Source organism: Microbacterium sp. AG1240 (assembly GCF_003635115.1).
Lineage (GTDB): Bacteria > Actinomycetota > Actinomycetes > Actinomycetales > Microbacteriaceae > Microbacterium.
This window is the reverse complement of record NZ_RBXJ01000002.1, coordinates 429,427-444,129: the sequence shown is the minus strand read 5'-3', so window position 1 is coordinate 444,129 and position 14,703 is coordinate 429,427. Positions and strand designations below refer to the sequence as shown.

Annotated in this window: 16 protein-coding genes; 2 read left to right on the top strand and 14 right to left on the bottom strand. The window is 66.7% G+C overall.

Annotated features, from left to right (window positions below):
• Positions 1 to 42: 42 nt before the first annotated feature.
• From DEU34_RS10720 to nrdH, 13 genes are all read right to left on the bottom strand, one after another.
• The gene (locus tag DEU34_RS10720) at positions 43 to 534 is read right to left on the bottom strand and encodes a DUF6611 family protein (protein WP_147424046.1); all 492 of its coding nucleotides are present in this window, start codon (positions 532 to 534) and stop codon (positions 43 to 45) included.
• Positions 531 to 869, bottom strand: coding sequence for a monovalent cation/H(+) antiporter subunit G (locus DEU34_RS10715; protein WP_121150151.1), 339 nt, complete (start codon positions 867 to 869; stop codon positions 531 to 533). Before DEU34_RS10715 ends, DEU34_RS10720 begins: the two co-directional genes overlap by 4 nt.
• Positions 866 to 1,123 carry a monovalent cation/H+ antiporter complex subunit F gene (locus tag DEU34_RS10710; protein WP_121150150.1) on the bottom strand — a complete coding sequence of 86 codons (258 nt, stop codon included), beginning with the start codon at positions 1,121 to 1,123 and terminating at the stop codon, positions 866 to 868. The genes DEU34_RS10715 and DEU34_RS10710 overlap by 4 nt, the downstream gene beginning before the upstream one ends.
• Positions 1,120 to 1,482 carry a Na+/H+ antiporter subunit E gene (locus tag DEU34_RS10705; protein WP_121150149.1) on the bottom strand — a complete coding sequence of 121 codons (363 nt, stop codon included), beginning with the start codon at positions 1,480 to 1,482 and terminating at the stop codon, positions 1,120 to 1,122. The genes DEU34_RS10710 and DEU34_RS10705 overlap by 4 nt, the downstream gene beginning before the upstream one ends.
• Positions 1,479 to 2,990, bottom strand: a complete 1,512-nt coding sequence (locus DEU34_RS10700) for a monovalent cation/H+ antiporter subunit D family protein (protein ID WP_121150148.1) — start codon at positions 2,988 to 2,990, stop codon at positions 1,479 to 1,481. Before DEU34_RS10700 ends, DEU34_RS10705 begins: the two co-directional genes overlap by 4 nt.
• Positions 2,987 to 3,361 carry a sodium:proton antiporter gene (locus tag DEU34_RS10695; RefSeq protein WP_121150147.1) on the bottom strand — a complete coding sequence of 125 codons (375 nt, stop codon included), beginning with the start codon at positions 3,359 to 3,361 and terminating at the stop codon, positions 2,987 to 2,989. The genes DEU34_RS10700 and DEU34_RS10695 overlap by 4 nt, the downstream gene beginning before the upstream one ends.
• The gene (locus DEU34_RS10690) at positions 3,358 to 6,111 is read right to left on the bottom strand and encodes a DUF4040 family protein (protein ID WP_121150146.1); all 2,754 of its coding nucleotides are present in this window, start codon (positions 6,109 to 6,111) and stop codon (positions 3,358 to 3,360) included. Before DEU34_RS10690 ends, DEU34_RS10695 begins: the two co-directional genes overlap by 4 nt.
• A 298-nt stretch (positions 6,112 to 6,409) precedes the next feature.
• Positions 6,410 to 6,919, bottom strand: a complete 510-nt coding sequence (locus tag DEU34_RS16105) for a hypothetical protein (protein ID WP_147424045.1) — start codon at positions 6,917 to 6,919, stop codon at positions 6,410 to 6,412.
• Positions 6,920 to 7,141: 222 nt separating this feature from the next.
• The gene (locus DEU34_RS10675; RefSeq protein ID WP_121150143.1) at positions 7,142 to 7,651 is read right to left on the bottom strand and encodes a hypothetical protein; all 510 of its coding nucleotides are present in this window, start codon (positions 7,649 to 7,651) and stop codon (positions 7,142 to 7,144) included.
• A gap of 145 nt (positions 7,652 to 7,796) precedes the next feature.
• Positions 7,797 to 8,774 carry a class 1b ribonucleoside-diphosphate reductase subunit beta gene (gene nrdF / locus DEU34_RS10670; RefSeq protein ID WP_116647524.1) on the bottom strand — a complete coding sequence of 326 codons (978 nt, stop codon included), beginning with the start codon at positions 8,772 to 8,774 and terminating at the stop codon, positions 7,797 to 7,799.
• A gap of 31 nt (positions 8,775 to 8,805) precedes the next feature.
• Complete coding sequence (gene nrdE, locus DEU34_RS10665) at positions 8,806 to 10,962, bottom strand: class 1b ribonucleoside-diphosphate reductase subunit alpha (protein WP_121150142.1); 2,157 nt, start codon at positions 10,960 to 10,962, stop codon at positions 8,806 to 8,808.
• A complete protein-coding gene (gene nrdI / locus DEU34_RS10660) occupies positions 10,944 to 11,417 on the bottom strand; it encodes a class Ib ribonucleoside-diphosphate reductase assembly flavoprotein NrdI (protein WP_121150141.1) in 474 nt (157 codons plus the stop codon). The genes nrdE and nrdI overlap by 19 nt, the downstream gene beginning before the upstream one ends.
• A gap of 2 nt (positions 11,418 to 11,419) precedes the next feature.
• Positions 11,420 to 11,653: a glutaredoxin-like protein NrdH gene (nrdH, locus tag DEU34_RS10655; RefSeq protein WP_116647527.1), complete on the bottom strand. Its 234-nt coding sequence runs from the start codon at positions 11,651 to 11,653 to the stop codon at positions 11,420 to 11,422.
• 385 nt (positions 11,654 to 12,038) lie between these two features.
• Between nrdH and DEU34_RS10650 the strand changes: the two genes are divergently transcribed.
• Positions 12,039 to 13,244, top strand: coding sequence for an MFS transporter (locus DEU34_RS10650; RefSeq protein WP_121150140.1), 1,206 nt, complete (start codon positions 12,039 to 12,041; stop codon positions 13,242 to 13,244).
• Between the two features lie 86 nt (positions 13,245 to 13,330).
• Positions 13,331 to 14,206, top strand: coding sequence for an intradiol ring-cleavage dioxygenase (locus DEU34_RS10645; protein WP_121150139.1), 876 nt, complete (start codon positions 13,331 to 13,333; stop codon positions 14,204 to 14,206).
• Between the two features lies 1 nt (position 14,207).
• Here DEU34_RS10645 and DEU34_RS10640 read toward each other — a convergent pair whose 3' ends face one another.
• Entirely contained in the window at positions 14,208 to 14,612 is a 405-nt protein-coding gene (locus tag DEU34_RS10640; protein WP_121150138.1) for a pilus assembly protein CpaE, read from the bottom strand.
• Positions 14,613 to 14,703: the final 91 nt, after the last annotated feature.

Sequence of the window (14,703 nt, the reverse complement as noted above, 5' to 3'; positions counted from 1 at the left end):
CCTGCACAAAGACCCCGATAGCGGCTTGGAGCGCGATCCTCGTCAGCGGGAGTGTTCCGCTTCCCACGTGGCCCGGAACTGTGCGGGCGACGTAGCGCCGCGGTCGAGGTGGTCTTCCACATCCCGCAACCGCTCCCAGCACCGCTCTGCGGCTTCATACCCGGAGTTGGACACTTCGTCGGCCGCTCGACGCGCCCCCGTCAGTTTCTTCGTGGCGGCGCGAGCGTCCGAAGAGACCCGATGCATCGTCCAGACACACGCGCCTAGCCCCATCGCTTTGATGAGGAACACGGTCTGCCAGGAGAGCGGCACGGCGTCGGCGGTCCACACGGCGGTCAACCCCGCCAACAGAGATGCGATGACGAACCAGTACCGCACGAGATGGACGCATCCGCGAATGATCGTGTTCGTTCCCGGGGGAAGAACATGCACATCTATCCGGTGGGTGCCGTACCGCGACGTACGTGAGGTGGCGTATCCCCACCGGTGGCGTCCCAACAAAGCCCAGCGCAGGATCAGCCGAATCTTCGTCATGACCGGTCGCGGCTTTCGTCGAGCTCGTCGTAGGTGAGCGGCGCGAGCGGGGCGCGGGCAAGGTAGGCGGAACGCGCGATGGCGATGCTCCCCACCGCGGAGGTAGTGAGCTGCAGGGCGATCGCGACGCCGACTTTCAGCAGGTCGGGGAGCGACGGGGCGAGCAAGAACGCTCCGCCGAGCACGAGTGCGATGCCGATTCCGCCGGCCGTGCCGACGGCGGAGATCCGAGCGAAAGTGTCGGGGAACCGGATCACTCCCAGCGCCGCCGTCGCGAAGACCAGCGACCCGAGGACGACGAAGACGTTACCTGCTATCGACAGGGCGAGAGTCATCTTTTTCCTCTCGTCAGTGCGCGTGCCAGCGACAGGGCGCCGAGGAAGCCGACGAGTGCGGCGACCAGCACGATGTCGAAGGCGAATGTCGCGGCGACGCGGATCCCGATGAGCGCAATCAGGCCCACGACCCCGAAGAGCACCAGATCTGCCGCCACCACGCGGTCGGCGTCGTGCGGCCCCATGACCAGCCGGTACGTGGTGAGCAAGGTCGCGACGGCGAGGATGCCGATGGCGATGTCGATCCCGATCATTCCGGTCCTCCTTCTCGTCGGACGGCACCGAGCATTCTGGATTCGATGCGGCGCGCATCGGCTCGAAGCCCATCGGCGTCGGCGAAGTAGAGCCCGTGCACGAACAGCACGCGCGCGCCGGTCACGGAATCCTTCTCGGTGCCCATCGTGAGAGTCCCCGGGGTGAGGGTGATGAGGGCCGCGAGGAGTGTCACCTCGAGGTCCGAGCGGCAACGAGTAATCACTCGAGCGATCCCCGGTGTCGAGCTCTGCCCGCGACTGAGGTTGTCTCTCAGGACGGAGGCGTTCGCGGTGATGACCTGTGTCGTGAACCAGGCGATGAACGCGACGATGCGGAACGGCCACGCGATCCAACTCATGATCCGACCACCGCTCGCACGTACGCGGAGGGATCGAGGAGCCCCTCCGCGGCGGTCTGGGCGAGGGCCAGGAGGATCTCGGCGCCGACGCCGAGGAACAGCGTCCCGACGGCGAGGACGACGGCCGGCGCTGCGAGCGCCACACCGATCCGCGGGCGGACGCGAGTGGCGACCGCCTCCGGCGGAGCCGAACCCTCGGACTCCCGACCGGGGGTACCCCAGAACATCCCCGACCAGATCTTGAGCATCGACAGCAGCGTGATGAGGCTGACCACGATCATCACCACGACCGCGATGATCTGCCCCGCGTCCTGCGCGGCGAGGATGAGGGAGAGTTTTGCGACGAAGCCGGAGAAGGGCGGCAGCCCCGCGAGCGACAGAGCCCCGATGAAGAACGCGGCCGCGATGAACGGTTCTCGTTTGGCGACGCCGGAGAGTCGTCCGAGCGTGCCCGCGCCATAGCGCACCTCCACCGCGCCGGTGGACAGGAAGAGGGACGCTTTCACGATCATGTGGTGCAGAAGATAGAAGATTCCGGCCACGAGCCCGAGCTCGGTGAAGAGCGCCACACCGAGCAGGATGTACCCGATCTGACTGACCATGTGAAAAGCCAGGATCGACCGGCTCGTGGTCTCCCCGACCGCGCCGAGCACGCCGATGGCCATGGTCGCGCAGAAGACGAGCACGCCCACCCACAGGAACCTGTGGTCCCCGTCGAAGATCACCGCGTAGATGCGATAGATCGCGAAGATCGCGACTTTCGTGTGCAACCCGGAGAAGAGGGCCGTGACCGCCGGCGACGTCGAGGGATACGCGCGTGCGAGCCAGCCGTGAACGGGGACGACCGCGGCCTTGATGCCCAGAGCGAAGAGGCACACTGCGGTGGCGATGGCGATGAGGTCGTCGGATGCCGCGAGCCCCGCCAGTTCGCCGATGTTGACGGTGCCGGCCGTGCCGTAGATGAATCCGACGCCGATGAGGAAGACGGTCGAGGTGAGCAGGTTGATGGTCACGTACAGCCGAGCGCCGGCGATGCGCCTAAGGGGTGCGCGGCCCGGGGCCGCAAGAACGAACAGGCCGTAGGACGGCAGGAGCATGACTTCGATGAAGACGAACAAGTTAAAAAGGTCGGCCGTCAGAAGGGCACCATTCACCCCGGCGACCAGGACGAGAACCAGCGGAGCGAAGAACCGGGACTCGGCGCGACCCGACGCCAGGGCGAACCACGCACACGTGAGCGTGAGGAGCCCGGTGACCGTCAGCATCAGTGCGGTGAACATGTCCGCGGCGAACGGGATCGCGATTCCGAACGGCCAGCCGCCCACACCGTGAGCGAGCACCTGTCCCTCGGCGGTGGAGAGGACAAGCCAGATGCCGCCGACCATCGAGGCGGCGACCGTGAGGAGCATGATCGCCGCATGGGCATGGCGCCGCTGCGGGATGACGAACAACGAGCCGGCGAGGAGGAGCGGGCCTCCCACGAGCAAGGGGAGCACGGACGGATTCATCGGAGCTCTTCGCTCTCCGAAGAGACCGCACGGCTGCCGACGGAAGGCTCGTCGGCGTCGTTCTCACCATCGGCGGTGTCGTCGTCGTCGCCGCCGGTCACGGCGAGGACGAGGAGGAAGATCGTGATGGAGAACGCGATGACGATGGCGGTGAGGACGAAGGCCTGGGGCAGGGGGTCGGCGATATCCGCCGTGCTTCCCGGAGTGCCGAAGGGCTCACCACGGCGTGCGGTGCCACCGGCGGCCATGAGCACGAGGTTCGCCGCGTTGCCGAGAAGGATGAACCCCAGGACGACACGGAGCATCTCGCGCTGCAGGAACAGGTAGACGGCGCCGGCGACGAGGATCCCGGCGGTGAGAGCGAGGGTCACGGGGCGATCTCCTTTCTGCGAGTGCGGGAAGAGCTGTCGGGTTCATGCTCGGTGTGATGTCTGCGCCCGAGCATGTTGAGAGCGGCGAGGACGACGCCGACGACGGCGAGATACACCCCGACATCGAAGACGAGGGCGCTGGTCAGCTTCGTACCGAACACGTCGAGCTGAAGCGGTGTGAGGAACGAACCGCCGAGGAGACCGAGGAACCCGGTTCCGGTGCCGATGACGACACCGGCACCTATGAGCGTGAAGTAGGGCCACCGGATACGAGCGGCCGACTCGGACGGGGCTGCGAGGTAGAGCAGCGCGAAGCCCGCGCCGCCGACCAGAGCTGAGATGAACCCTCCGCCGGGCTCCTGGTGACCGCGCAGAAGCAGCACGACGGATATCAGGATGATCAGCGGTCCGACGACGCGCGTGACGGTGCGGACGAACACGCTGTTGGCCGCAGCATCCGCCAGACGTGAGCCGTTGGCGACCCGGGCAGAGAGCACCGGGGTGGGCCGACGCGAGTACAGCAGCGCGGCGACGGAAAGACCGGCGACGCCCAGAACAGTCAGTTCCCCGAGCGTGTCGAAGGCGCGGAAATCGACCAGGATCGTGTTCACGATGTTCGCACCGCCGGTGAGGGTCTCCCCCTCGCGGAGGTAGTACTGCGCCGCATCCGACATCTCTCGGCGCCCGGTGAGTGCCCAGACGCCGAGCACGGTCGCGGCGCCCGCGGCGAGGGCCAGGGCTGCGGGCCCGATCTGCCGCCTCTTGCGCCCCCGAGACGCGAAGCGTGCGGGCAGACGGCGCAACAGGAGCACCATCACACACACCGTGAGGATCTCGACGAGCAGCTGCGTCATCGCGACATCGGCGGCGCCCAGCACGAAGTACCAGATGGTCATCGCGAATCCGACGACGCCGGTGACGACGATAGCGGCGATACGCGTGCGAGCCGCCACAGCGCCGATGACCCCGGCTGCCACGAGGACCACGATCAACCAGTCCATCGGCCGCGACGGGTCGCCGACCATGGGAGGGAGCCGCGGAACGGCGAAGACGCCGACAGCGGCGATGCCGAGGAGACAGGCGACGGGAATCGCCAGGTGCGTGGAGGGACGCGTGGTCCCGGTCGTCCGGCCAACCGCGGCCCCGAACCGGATGGTGCCGCGACGGAGTGCGTCCACGACCCCGAGCCCCGAGAACGGAAGCCGGAATGGTCGCAGGAAGCGCTCCACGGGGCGTCGCGCGATGACGAGCGCCGTGCCCGCGACGATGACGCCGACAGAGACGAAAAGAGGCAGGTTGACGCCGTGCCACAGCTCGAGGTGCACTTCGGTCGGGGTTCCGACCGATGTGGTCGACGCTGCGGAAACAAGGTCATCGAGCAGGAAGGGGGCGACGCCCAGAGCAAGGCCCATCGCCGCGCACAGCGCCGGCGCTCCCCAGAACAGGGCGGACGGGTCGCGGACGACCTTCGGGCCCCGGCCTCCCGCGGCGCCCAGCACGATCCGACCGGCGTACGCGAACGTGAGAACCGCGGTCACCGCCGCGCCGGCGGTCAGGAGAACGGGCACCCAGACGGGCCCCGGAGCGTCGAGGAACGCGGTGAACATCGACTCCTTGCTGACGAAACCGAGGAGCGGCGGGATGCCGGCCATGGAGGCCGCCGCCACGGCGAGAGCTCCGACGGTCAGCGGCATGCGAATGCGGAGCCGAGCGAGCTGCGCGATGTCGCGGGTGCCGGCCTCGTGGTCGATGACGCCCACGAGCATGAACAGCGCCGCCTTGAAGAGAGCGTGGGCGACCGTATGCACGACGGCCGCGGTGAGCGCCGCCGGGGTGCCCACCCCGATCATCATCACGAGCAAGCCCAACTGGCTCATCGTGGAGTAGGCCAGCAAGCCCTTCAGATCGGTCTGTCGAAGTGCGGAGACCGCGCCCAGCAGAGCCGTCAGAAGCCCGCTGGCGATGAGGAGGGTCGACCACACCGCGACATCGACGAGAGCCGGCGAGAATCGCAGCGCGAGATAGATGCCCGCCTTGACCATGGCTGCCGCGTGAAGGTAGGCCGAGACGGGTGTGATCGCGACCATCGAGTCAGGCAACCAGGCCTGGAAGGGGAACTGCGCCGACTTCGTGAACACCGCCCCGGCCAGCAGGAGAGCGACGGGAACGGCGAACGCGGGCTGGGTCCACGCATCGGAGGAGAGGACCTCGCTGATCTGCGTCGTGCCCGTGCCGACCGCCATCACGACGACGGCGGCGAGAAGACTCAAGCCGCCCGCGGCGGTGACCAGGAGCGTGCGGATGGCGGGTTCACGCGCCTGGGCGCCCGACCGCGCGATGAGGAAGAACGAGCACAGGGTGGTCGCTTCCCAGGCGACGAAGAGGACAACGAGGTCGTCGGTGAGGACGAGCAGCAGCATGGATGCGGCAAAGCCCGTCATCAGCACGAAGAACGACGTGTTGCTGCCGCGCGTCAGGTACCGGGCGGCGTAGACCAGTACGAGAGCTCCGATGACCAGGACCAGGAGCGCGAACAGCAGCGAGAGACCGTCGAGCCGCACGCTGAGCGTCACCCCCAGCGTCGGCATCCACGGCACCGTGGTGGACGACTCTCCGGCCGCCAGGAGCAGGCCCGCGGACACGATCAGCGGAACGGCGAGGAACCATCCCGCGGCCCGCCCCGCCACCCGAGCGAGCGGCGCAGCAAGCGCGACACCCGCCGATACAACCAACAACGATGCCCACAGCATCCGTACATCCCCACCTGGCGCGATTCTCGCTGACCAGACCGACAGCCATCTCGCGACGCGGGGATGGCTCAGGTCAGCGCTGAAGTCGCAGAAGATGCGGGCGACGTGCCCGAGAGGATGGCGCCCCACGAGGAGACGTAACCGTTCGTGCCCGTGTGCGGAAGCGCGGCCGACACCGGCACGAAGGCCGACGTCCGGGGCGCACGCTCATAGGTCACATCTTTGAGCCTACCCGGCCGACCCGGGAGGAACCCGTATGCGCCGGATCGACCGGGCAGGCCGTCCGGCCGCCCGCGGCTCAACTGAGCGCCCGGCGCGCCGCGCTTCCGACCGGTTGGCCGATGACCTCGTCCCACCCCAGAACCACCACCCCGTGGGTGACCGTTGACCGGCTGACCTCGAGCAACCGCGTCGCGAGCATCTCGGGATTCGCGCAGTCGGTGACGTTCACGGCCGTGAACTCCACATCCCGCGCAACGTCTCTTTCGAGGCTCGCGTGTGTGCGGTTCAACGCGGACATCACGAATCGTTCCACCCGGGATGCACGATGCGACCCCTGCGCGAAGACGACGACGAGGTGGCGAACGGACGAGGTGCGCCGAACGGCGTGCACCGCCTCCTCGACGGAAAGACGAAGGTGGTGCCTGGCGTCTCGCCACCTCGTGTGCGGACGAAGGTCGGCGCCCGACACGACGCAGCGCACCCGCGCGCCGTCGATGTGCGCCCCGTTCGGTGACACCTCACCCTGGGAACGAGTGGAGGACAGAACGGCGAGCGGGTCTCCGAGGAGCTGGATGGCAACGTTCACGAAGTACTTTCGGATCGGCGAAGCGGCCCTTTCGGGCTGCTGCCGACCAGACTTCCCGGCTCACCATTGCCTTGCGTAGGTGCCCACCATACAGAACGCGCCTCCGGTTGCCGCGCCGCCGCGACTGCGGGTTCGTCGGCGTGCGAGTCGTCGGGGAGAGGCACGGTCAGCAGATCCGACGGCTCCACCGGCCAGTGGGGCCGTGACCGACAGTCCGCAGGCTCAGTGCCAGTGCGGCTCGAAGTAGCACTGACCGGCGATGACGATCGTCTCCTCCGGTTCGGCGAGCGACGCCTCCTCCACGGCGTCGAGCACATCCGTCAGAGTGCCCTGCGACACGATGACGCCCCGGCTGGAGCGGTCGTGCCGCGCGAAGCCGGGAGTGGGGTCGGCGCGAAACGCCCAGGCGGCGCCCCTCTCTCGCTTCCCCGGCCACGGCCACCCGGTGTTGTCGACGGGCCACGCGGCCGCGACCTCGCCCCCGCGAATAAGACCGATGCGCTGACCGATCAGCAGCGAGTTGTATCCCAGGCTGACGTGACTGTCCAACTGTTCGAGCGTGGCGTAGTCGGCGAGCGTCTGCGTCGCATGCGCCAACGAGATGCGGCGCTGCGGTGGGGGGTGGCCTTCCTCGGCCGCACGGGTCCACGGGACGGCCGCGATGAAGAACACCGGCCCCTCGATCGTCGTGTCGGTGAGCTCGTGCAGCACGGTACGCAGTTCCTCCGTCATACCTTCATCCTGCCCGACGCGCCGATTCCGCCATCAGCTGACGCCTGCGACCGCTGGGAGGACTCGGCTCAGGCTTGCCCCGTCGGCTTCGAAACGAAGAGAGGGGCGGATGCCGCAGCATCCGCCCCTCTTTTGACTCACTCGCTCAGAAGTCCCAGTCGTCGTCTTCGGTGGCCTCGGCCTTGCCGATGACGTACGACGAGCCGGAGCCCGAGAAGAAGTCGTGGTTCTCGTCGGCGTTCGGCGACAGGGCCGACAGGATCGACGGGTTCACGTTCGTCACGGTCGCCGGGAACATCGCCTCGTAGCCGAGGTTCATCAGGGCCTTGTTGGCGTTGTAGTGCAGGAACTTCTTGACGTCTTCGGTGAGGCCGACGGCGTCGTAGAGGTCTTGCGTGTACTGGATCTCGTTGTCGTAGAGCTCGTACAGCAGCGAGAACGTGTAGTCCTTGATGTCGTCGCGCTCGGCCTGCGTGACCTTCTCGAGGCCCTTCTGGAACTTGTACCCGATGTAGTACCCGTGCACTGCCTCGTCGCGGATGATGAGGCGGATGATGTCGGCCGTGTTCGTCAGCTTCGCCTTCGACGACCAGTGCATCGGCAGGTAGAAGCCGGAGTAGAACAGGAACGACTCGAGCAGGGTCGATGCGACCTTGCGCTTGAGGGGCGAGTCGCCGCGGTAGTACTCCATGACGATCTGAGCCTTCTTTTGAAGGTTCGGATTCTCGACCGACCAGCGGAACGCCTCGTCGATCTCGGTCGTCGAGCACAGCGTGGAGAAGATCGACGAGTAGCTCTTGGCGTGCACCGACTCCATGAACGCGATGTTCGTGTAGACGGCCTCCTCGTGCGGGGTGATCGCATCGGGGATGAGCGAGACGGCGCCGACCGTGCCCTGGATCGTGTCGAGCAGGGTCAGACCGGTGAACACCCGCATCGTGAGGGTCTGCTCGTCGGGGGTGAGCGTGTTCCACGACTGGATGTCGTTCGAAAGCGGCACCTTCTCGGGCAGCCAGAAGTTGTTCACGAGGCGGTTCCACACCTCGAGGTCTTTATCGTCCTGGATGCGGTTCCAGTTGATGGCCTCGACGTGCGAGAGCAGCTTGAGCGGTTCGGGTGTCATGTTCTTTCTTCCTGAGTCCCTGCGCGATGCACTAGAGGGTGCAGCTGACGCACATGTCGAGCTCGGTGCCCTCGAGCGCCATCTGACGCAGGCGGATGTAGTAGATCGTCTTGATGCCCTTGCGCCACGCGTAGATCTGCGCCTTGTTGATGTCGCGCGTGGTGGCGGTGTCTTTGAAGAACAGCGTGAGCGACAGGCCCTGGTCGACGTGCTGCGTCGCCGCGGCGTAGGTGTCGATGACCTTCTCGTAGCCGATCTCGTAGGCGTCCTGGTAGTACTCCAGGTTCTCGTTCGTCATGAACGGCGCCGGGTAGTAGACGCGGCCGAGCTTGCCTTCCTTGCGGATCTCGACCTTGGCGGCGATCGGGTGGATCGAGCTCGTCGAGTTGTTGATGTACGAGATCGAACCGGTCGGCGGCACGGCCTGCAGGTTCTGGTTGTAGATGCCGTGCTTCTGGATCGAAGCCTTGAGCTCTGCCCAGTCGCCCTGCGTCGGGATGTGATGGCCGGCGAACATCTCCTTGACCTTGTCGGTCTGCGGCACCCACTCCTGCTCGAGGTACTTGTCGAAGAACGTGCCCGACGCGTAGGTCGAGTCTTCGAAGCCCTCGAACGCCTGCTTGCGCTCGATCGCGATGCGGTTCGACGCCTGGAGGGCGTGGAAGAGCACCGTGTAGAAGTAGATGTTCGTGAAGTCGATGCCCTCTTCCGACCCGTAGTGCACGTGCTCGCGCGCCAGGTAGCCGTGGAGGTTCATCTGGCCGAGACCGATCGCGTGGGTGCGGTCGTTGCCGTCTTCGATCGAGCGCACCGAGCGGATGTGGCTCTGGTCGCTGACCGCAGTGAGGGCACGGATGCTGGTGTCGACCGTCAGCCCGAGGTTGCCGCCGTCCATCGCCAGGGCGATGTTGAGCGAGCCCAGGTTGCAGGAGATGTCCTTACCGATCTGGTCGTACGACAGGTCTTCGTTGTACGTCGTCGGGGTGTTGACCTGCAGGATCTCCGAGCACAGGTTCGACATGTTGATGCGGCCCTTGATCGGGTTCGCCTTGTTCACCGTGTCTTCGAACATGATGTACGGGTAGCCCGACTCGAACTGGATCTCGGCGAGGGTCTGGAAGAACTCGCGCGCGTTGATCTTCGTCTTCTTGATGCGCGCGTCGTCGACCATCTCGCGGTACTTCTCCGACACCGAGATGTCTCCGAAGGGAACGCCGTAGACCTTCTCGACGTCGTACGGCGAGAAGAGGTACATGTCTTCGCCGTTCTTGGCGAGCTCGAACGTGATGTCGGGCACGAGGACGCCGAGCGACAGCGTCTTGATGCGGATCTTCTCGTCGGCGTTCTCACGCTTGGTGTCGAGGAACCGCATGATGTCGGGGTGGTGCGCGTTGAGGTACACCGCGCCGGCGCCCTGACGCGCGCCGAGCTGGTTGGCGTAGCTGAAGCTGTCTTCGAGCAGCTTCATCACGGGGATGATGCCGCTGGACTGGTTCTCGATCTGCTTGATCGGGGCGCCGGCCTCGCGGATGTTCGACAGCAGCAGGGCGACGCCGCCTCCGCGCTTGGAGAGCTGGAGAGCGGAGTTGATGCCGCGCGAGATCGACTCCATGTTGTCTTCGATGCGCAGCAGGAAGCAGGAGACGAGCTCGCCGCGCTGCGCCTTGCCCGTGTTGAGGAACGTCGGGGTGGCGGGCTGGAAGCGGCCGGAGAGGATCTCGTCGACGATCTGCATGGCGAGCTTCTCGTCGCCGTCGGCGAGGCCGAGACCGGTCATGACGACGCGGTCTTCGAAACGCTCGAGGTAGCGCTTTCCGTCGAACGTCTTCAGCGTGTAGCTGGTGTAGTACTTGAACGCGCCGAGGAACGACTCGAAGCGGAACTTCTTCCCGTAGGCGAAGTCGTTGAGCTTCTGGATGAACTCGAGCGAGTACTTCTCGATGACCGCGGGCTCGTAGTACTCCTTCTCGACGAGGTAGTCGAGGCGCTCCTTCAGCGAGTGGAAGAAGACGGTGTTCTGGTTGACGTGCTGCAGGAAGTACTCCCGCGCCGCGCGCTTGTCGGCATCGAACTGGATCTTCCCGTCCGCGTCGTACAGGTTGAGCATCGCGTTGAGGGCGTGGTAGTCCATGCCCTCGAAACGCGCCTGGGTCTTGAAATCGAGATCGTTCAGAACCGTTTCCACCATCGTTCCAATCCTTCGTTGACGTGGTCGACGTCTTCCGGCGTGCCGAAGACCTCCACCCGATACAGGTGCGGCACGGAGCACTTCCGGCTGATGACATCACCGGCGAACCCGAAGTGCTCGCCGAAATTCGTGTTACCCGCGGAGATGACTCCGCGGATCTGACTGCGGTTGCCCGGATCGTTCAGAAACCGGATGACCTGCTTGGGAACGGCGCCCTTCTCGACCCCGCGGCCCTGTCCCCCGCCATAGGTGGGGGTCACGAGCACGTACGGTTCGTCGATGTGAAGGGGTGGTTCGGAGGGGAGAAGAGGAATCCGCGCCGCGCGCGCTCCCAGTTTCTCGATGAAACGTGCGGTGTTGCCCGACACGCTCGAGAAGAACACCAGGAGCGGCGCAGCGGCGTTCGATTCAGTGCTGGACGACTCGGCCGCACTGAACCCAGTGGCGACCGTCATCGTCAGACGAGTCGCGAGGCGAGTGCGTCGATCTTGTCGGGACGGAAGCCCGACCAGTGGTCTTCGTCGGTGATGACGACGGGAGCCTGGAGGTAGCCGAGCGCCTTGACCTGCTCGAGCGCTCCGGCGTCCTGCGAGAGGTCGAGGACCTCGTATTCGATGCCCTTCGAGTCCAGCGCTCGGTACGTCGCCGTGCACTGTACGCACGAGGGCTTGGTGTACACCGTGATAGCCATCAGAACCGTTTCTCCCCTCACAACCTTGGTTTTCCCGGTGGACCGCCGCCGGGACCTCAATACTACATATGGGTGCCGACATCGGAAGACACCACAAGGGGTAGTAGTTACATTCGTGTAGTTTTCCACCGCCCTCCCCATGTACAACACAGGTTGTCCACCGTTTCATCCACAGGCTCGACCATCAGTCGGTACCTGAAAAAAGCCTGAACGACGGGCTTTTCGCGAGGGGCCGCAGCATCCCTCCACAGGCGCGACCATACGAGCACCCACCGACATCGACCGACCTGTGGAAACAGACGACGCGGCGTGTCGCAAACCGGCGCACCCGCGACCTCACGACGGAGGCCGCGAACCCGCGCGGAGTCGGTAGCGTAGAGCGGTCATGGCTGGCTACGGAGATCTTCTGCGCACCCGAGGGGTCGCGCGCATCATGGCGGCCCAGCTCACGGCCCGCTTCCCCAACGGCATGACCAGCCTCGCCGTCCTGCTGCACATCGAGCACGTCACGGGGTCGTACGGCGCCGCCGGCCTCGTGCTCGCCGCGACGTCGATCGGCCAGGCCGTCGCCGGCCCCGTCACCAGCCGGTGGATGGGTCGGTGGGGCATGCGCCGCGTGCTGACCCTCACGCTCATCGTCTGCGCCGCGGCGATCGCGGCCCTCGCTCTACTCGACCTGCCCGTTCCCGGATACATGGCCCTCGGTCTCCTCGCCGGCCTCGCCACGCCGCCGGTCCAATCTGCCGTGCGCACCATCTACCCCAAGATGGTGACCTCGAAGCAGCTGACACCCCTGTTCTCGCTCGACGCCTCGCTGCAGGAGATCATCTGGATCGTCGCGCCGGTGGTCATCACGTTCGTCGCCACCCAGGTCGGCACCGTGCAGGCCCTGCTGCTCATCATCGTCATCCTCATCGGCGGCGGGGCGTGGTTCATCCTCTCCCCGGAGGTCGGACGGGTGCGGATCCCCCGCAGCCGCCGGGGCTTCGGACGAGTGCTCGCCAAGCCGCCGGTCATCCTCGCCACCGTCTCGGGTTTCCTCCTGATCGGGGCCTGCTCGGCGGTGGAGGCCGGGGTCGTCGCGACGTTCGGCCACGGCGGCGCCGAGGCGGGCATCGTGCTGGCCGTCTTCGCGATCGGCAGCCTCACCGGCGGTCTGAGCTTCGGACACATCCCGATGGGCCCCTGGGCGATGGCCCGCCGCCTCGGGATCGTCGCCGGGGGCCTGGCGCTCACCATGATCTCGCTCGACATGTGGTGGCTCAGCGGCACGCTCTTCCTCGCCGGCATCGGCATCGCCCCCGCCCTCGCGGTGATCTTCGCGATCACCTCGGCGAGCGTGCGCTTCAGCGAGACGGCCGAGGCCTACGGCTGGGTCGGCACCGGGCAGCTCATCGGCGCGGCCGCGGGCTCGGCGGTGGCCGGGTTGCTCATCGACGCGGGCGGTCCGAGCGGCGCGTACGTGGCGGCGACGGCCTTCGCCGTCGCCGGCGTCGCCGTGGCAGCGGCCTTCGTGCGGGGATTCCCCGACCTGCGCGGTCGTGACGCGAGCCCCGCGCCCGATACCGAGCCGGTGCGCACGATCACCTGACGCGCCGCATGGCCTCCGCATAGCGCCCGCATAGTGCGGTCGTCTTGGCTCTCCTCATCGCACACACCCGCACCGAGGAGACCGCCATGACCGACCCCCGCTGGACCGATGACGATGGCCGAGAGATCGACGAAGACCACCGCGGTCTCGTCTACGACGTGCAGACCCTCATCCACCGGCGCCGCGCCCTGGGCATCTTCGGCGGGGTCGCCCTGACGTCGCTGCTGGCGGCCTGCGGGGTCGCCACCCGAGCGACGGATGCGACAACCACCCCATCGGCCACGGCGACCGCGACCCCCGCGGCGAGCGCCAGCGCGACGGCCGCCGCGGCCGGTCCCGTCGACGAGGTGCCCGACGAGACCGGCGGACCGTACCCGGCCGACGGCTCGAACGGGGTGAACGTGCTCGATGACTCCGGGATCGTCCGCAGTGACATCCGTTCGTCGTTCGGGTCGTCCACCACCACGGCCGAGGGGGTCGCGCTGACCATCGCCCTCACGGTGCGCGACGCATCGACCGGCGCCGCGCTCGTCGGGCGAGGCGTCTACCTCTGGCACTGCGACCGCGACGGCAGCTACTCCCTCTACAGCAGCGGGATCGAGAACGAGAACTACCTGCGCGGCGTGCAGGAGACCGACGCCAACGGCACGGTCACCTTCACCTCCATCTATCCCGCGTGCTACTCGGGCCGGTGGCCGCATATCCACTTCGAGGTCTACGACGACGTCGCCACGGCCGTCGCGACGGGACCGATCGTGAAGACCTCGCAGATCGCCCTCCCGCAGGAGACGAACGACGTCGTCTACGCCACGGCCGGCTACGAGCAGAGCGTGCGCAACCAGGCGCAGACGTCCCTCGCCCGCGACAACGTCTTCGGCGACGACGGCGGCATCCACCAGATCGCCTCGATGGCGGGATCGGTCTCGGCCGGTTACACCGCCTCGCTCACGATCGGCGTGTGACTCAGGCGATGCGGCGCAGGTGCTCGAGCACGGCGAGCGCGTAGGCGTCGGAAGGCTCCGGATGCTGGAACGTCACGACGTCGGCGCCGATCACGGCTTCTACCTCGTAGGTATCGGCCAGGCGTCGCAGCATCCGGAATCCTCCGCGCAGCATCTCGCGCAGCTGCTCCTCGGCCGGGAGCCACAGGGCATCCTGCAGCGCGACGGAGTCGAGCGCCCACTCGGTCGTGCCGTTGAAGGCGAGGATCGTGCCCGTCGAATACGCGCGCGGCTCGATCGTCATCTCGCTGACGGTGAACACGTCGGCGTCGAACTCGGGGTCGTTCAACTGGAAGCGATCGCCTGACTGCGGGCGCCAGACGAGACCGGCGTCGCGCAACGCCATGGCCGACTCGGAGGAAATCATGCCTCCAGTCTGCGACCCCTCGGCGCTCGCGGACGGAAACGGGTGACGAACGGAGGAGATGTCACCGCGGGAGTACCCATCTCTCCCGCCC

What these genes read in the sequence shown, in the direction of transcription:
- nrdE (WP_121150142.1), bottom strand. Translation starts at nt 10,962, where the DNA reads ATGGTGGAAACGGTTCTGAACGATCTCGATTTCAAGACCCAGGCGCGT.
- nrdF (WP_116647524.1), bottom strand. Translation starts at nt 8,774, where the DNA reads ATGACACCCGAACCGCTCAAGCTGCTCTCGCACGTCGAGGCCATCAAC.
- DEU34_RS10720 (WP_147424046.1), bottom strand. Translation starts at nt 534, where the DNA reads ATGACGAAGATTCGGCTGATCCTGCGCTGGGCTTTGTTGGGACGCCAC.
- nrdH (WP_116647527.1), bottom strand. Translation starts at nt 11,653, where the DNA reads ATGGCTATCACGGTGTACACCAAGCCCTCGTGCGTACAGTGCACGGCG.
- DEU34_RS10645 (WP_121150139.1), top strand. Translation starts at nt 13,331, where the DNA reads ATGACCGACCCCCGCTGGACCGATGACGATGGCCGAGAGATCGACGAA.
- DEU34_RS10700 (WP_121150148.1), bottom strand. Translation starts at nt 2,990, where the DNA reads ATGAATCCGTCCGTGCTCCCCTTGCTCGTGGGAGGCCCGCTCCTCCTC.
- DEU34_RS10640 (WP_121150138.1), bottom strand. Translation starts at nt 14,612, where the DNA reads ATGATTTCCTCCGAGTCGGCCATGGCGTTGCGCGACGCCGGTCTCGTC.
- nrdI (WP_121150141.1), bottom strand. Translation starts at nt 11,417, where the DNA reads ATGACGGTCGCCACTGGGTTCAGTGCGGCCGAGTCGTCCAGCACTGAA.
- DEU34_RS10710 (WP_121150150.1), bottom strand. Translation starts at nt 1,123, where the DNA reads ATGATCGGGATCGACATCGCCATCGGCATCCTCGCCGTCGCGACCTTG.
- DEU34_RS10690 (WP_121150146.1), bottom strand. Translation starts at nt 6,111, where the DNA reads ATGCTGTGGGCATCGTTGTTGGTTGTATCGGCGGGTGTCGCGCTTGCT.
- DEU34_RS10675 (WP_121150143.1), bottom strand. Translation starts at nt 7,651, where the DNA reads ATGACGGAGGAACTGCGTACCGTGCTGCACGAGCTCACCGACACGACG.
- DEU34_RS10705 (WP_121150149.1), bottom strand. Translation starts at nt 1,482, where the DNA reads ATGAGTTGGATCGCGTGGCCGTTCCGCATCGTCGCGTTCATCGCCTGG.
- DEU34_RS10650 (WP_121150140.1), top strand. Translation starts at nt 12,039, where the DNA reads ATGGCTGGCTACGGAGATCTTCTGCGCACCCGAGGGGTCGCGCGCATC.
- DEU34_RS10715 (WP_121150151.1), bottom strand. Translation starts at nt 869, where the DNA reads ATGACTCTCGCCCTGTCGATAGCAGGTAACGTCTTCGTCGTCCTCGGG.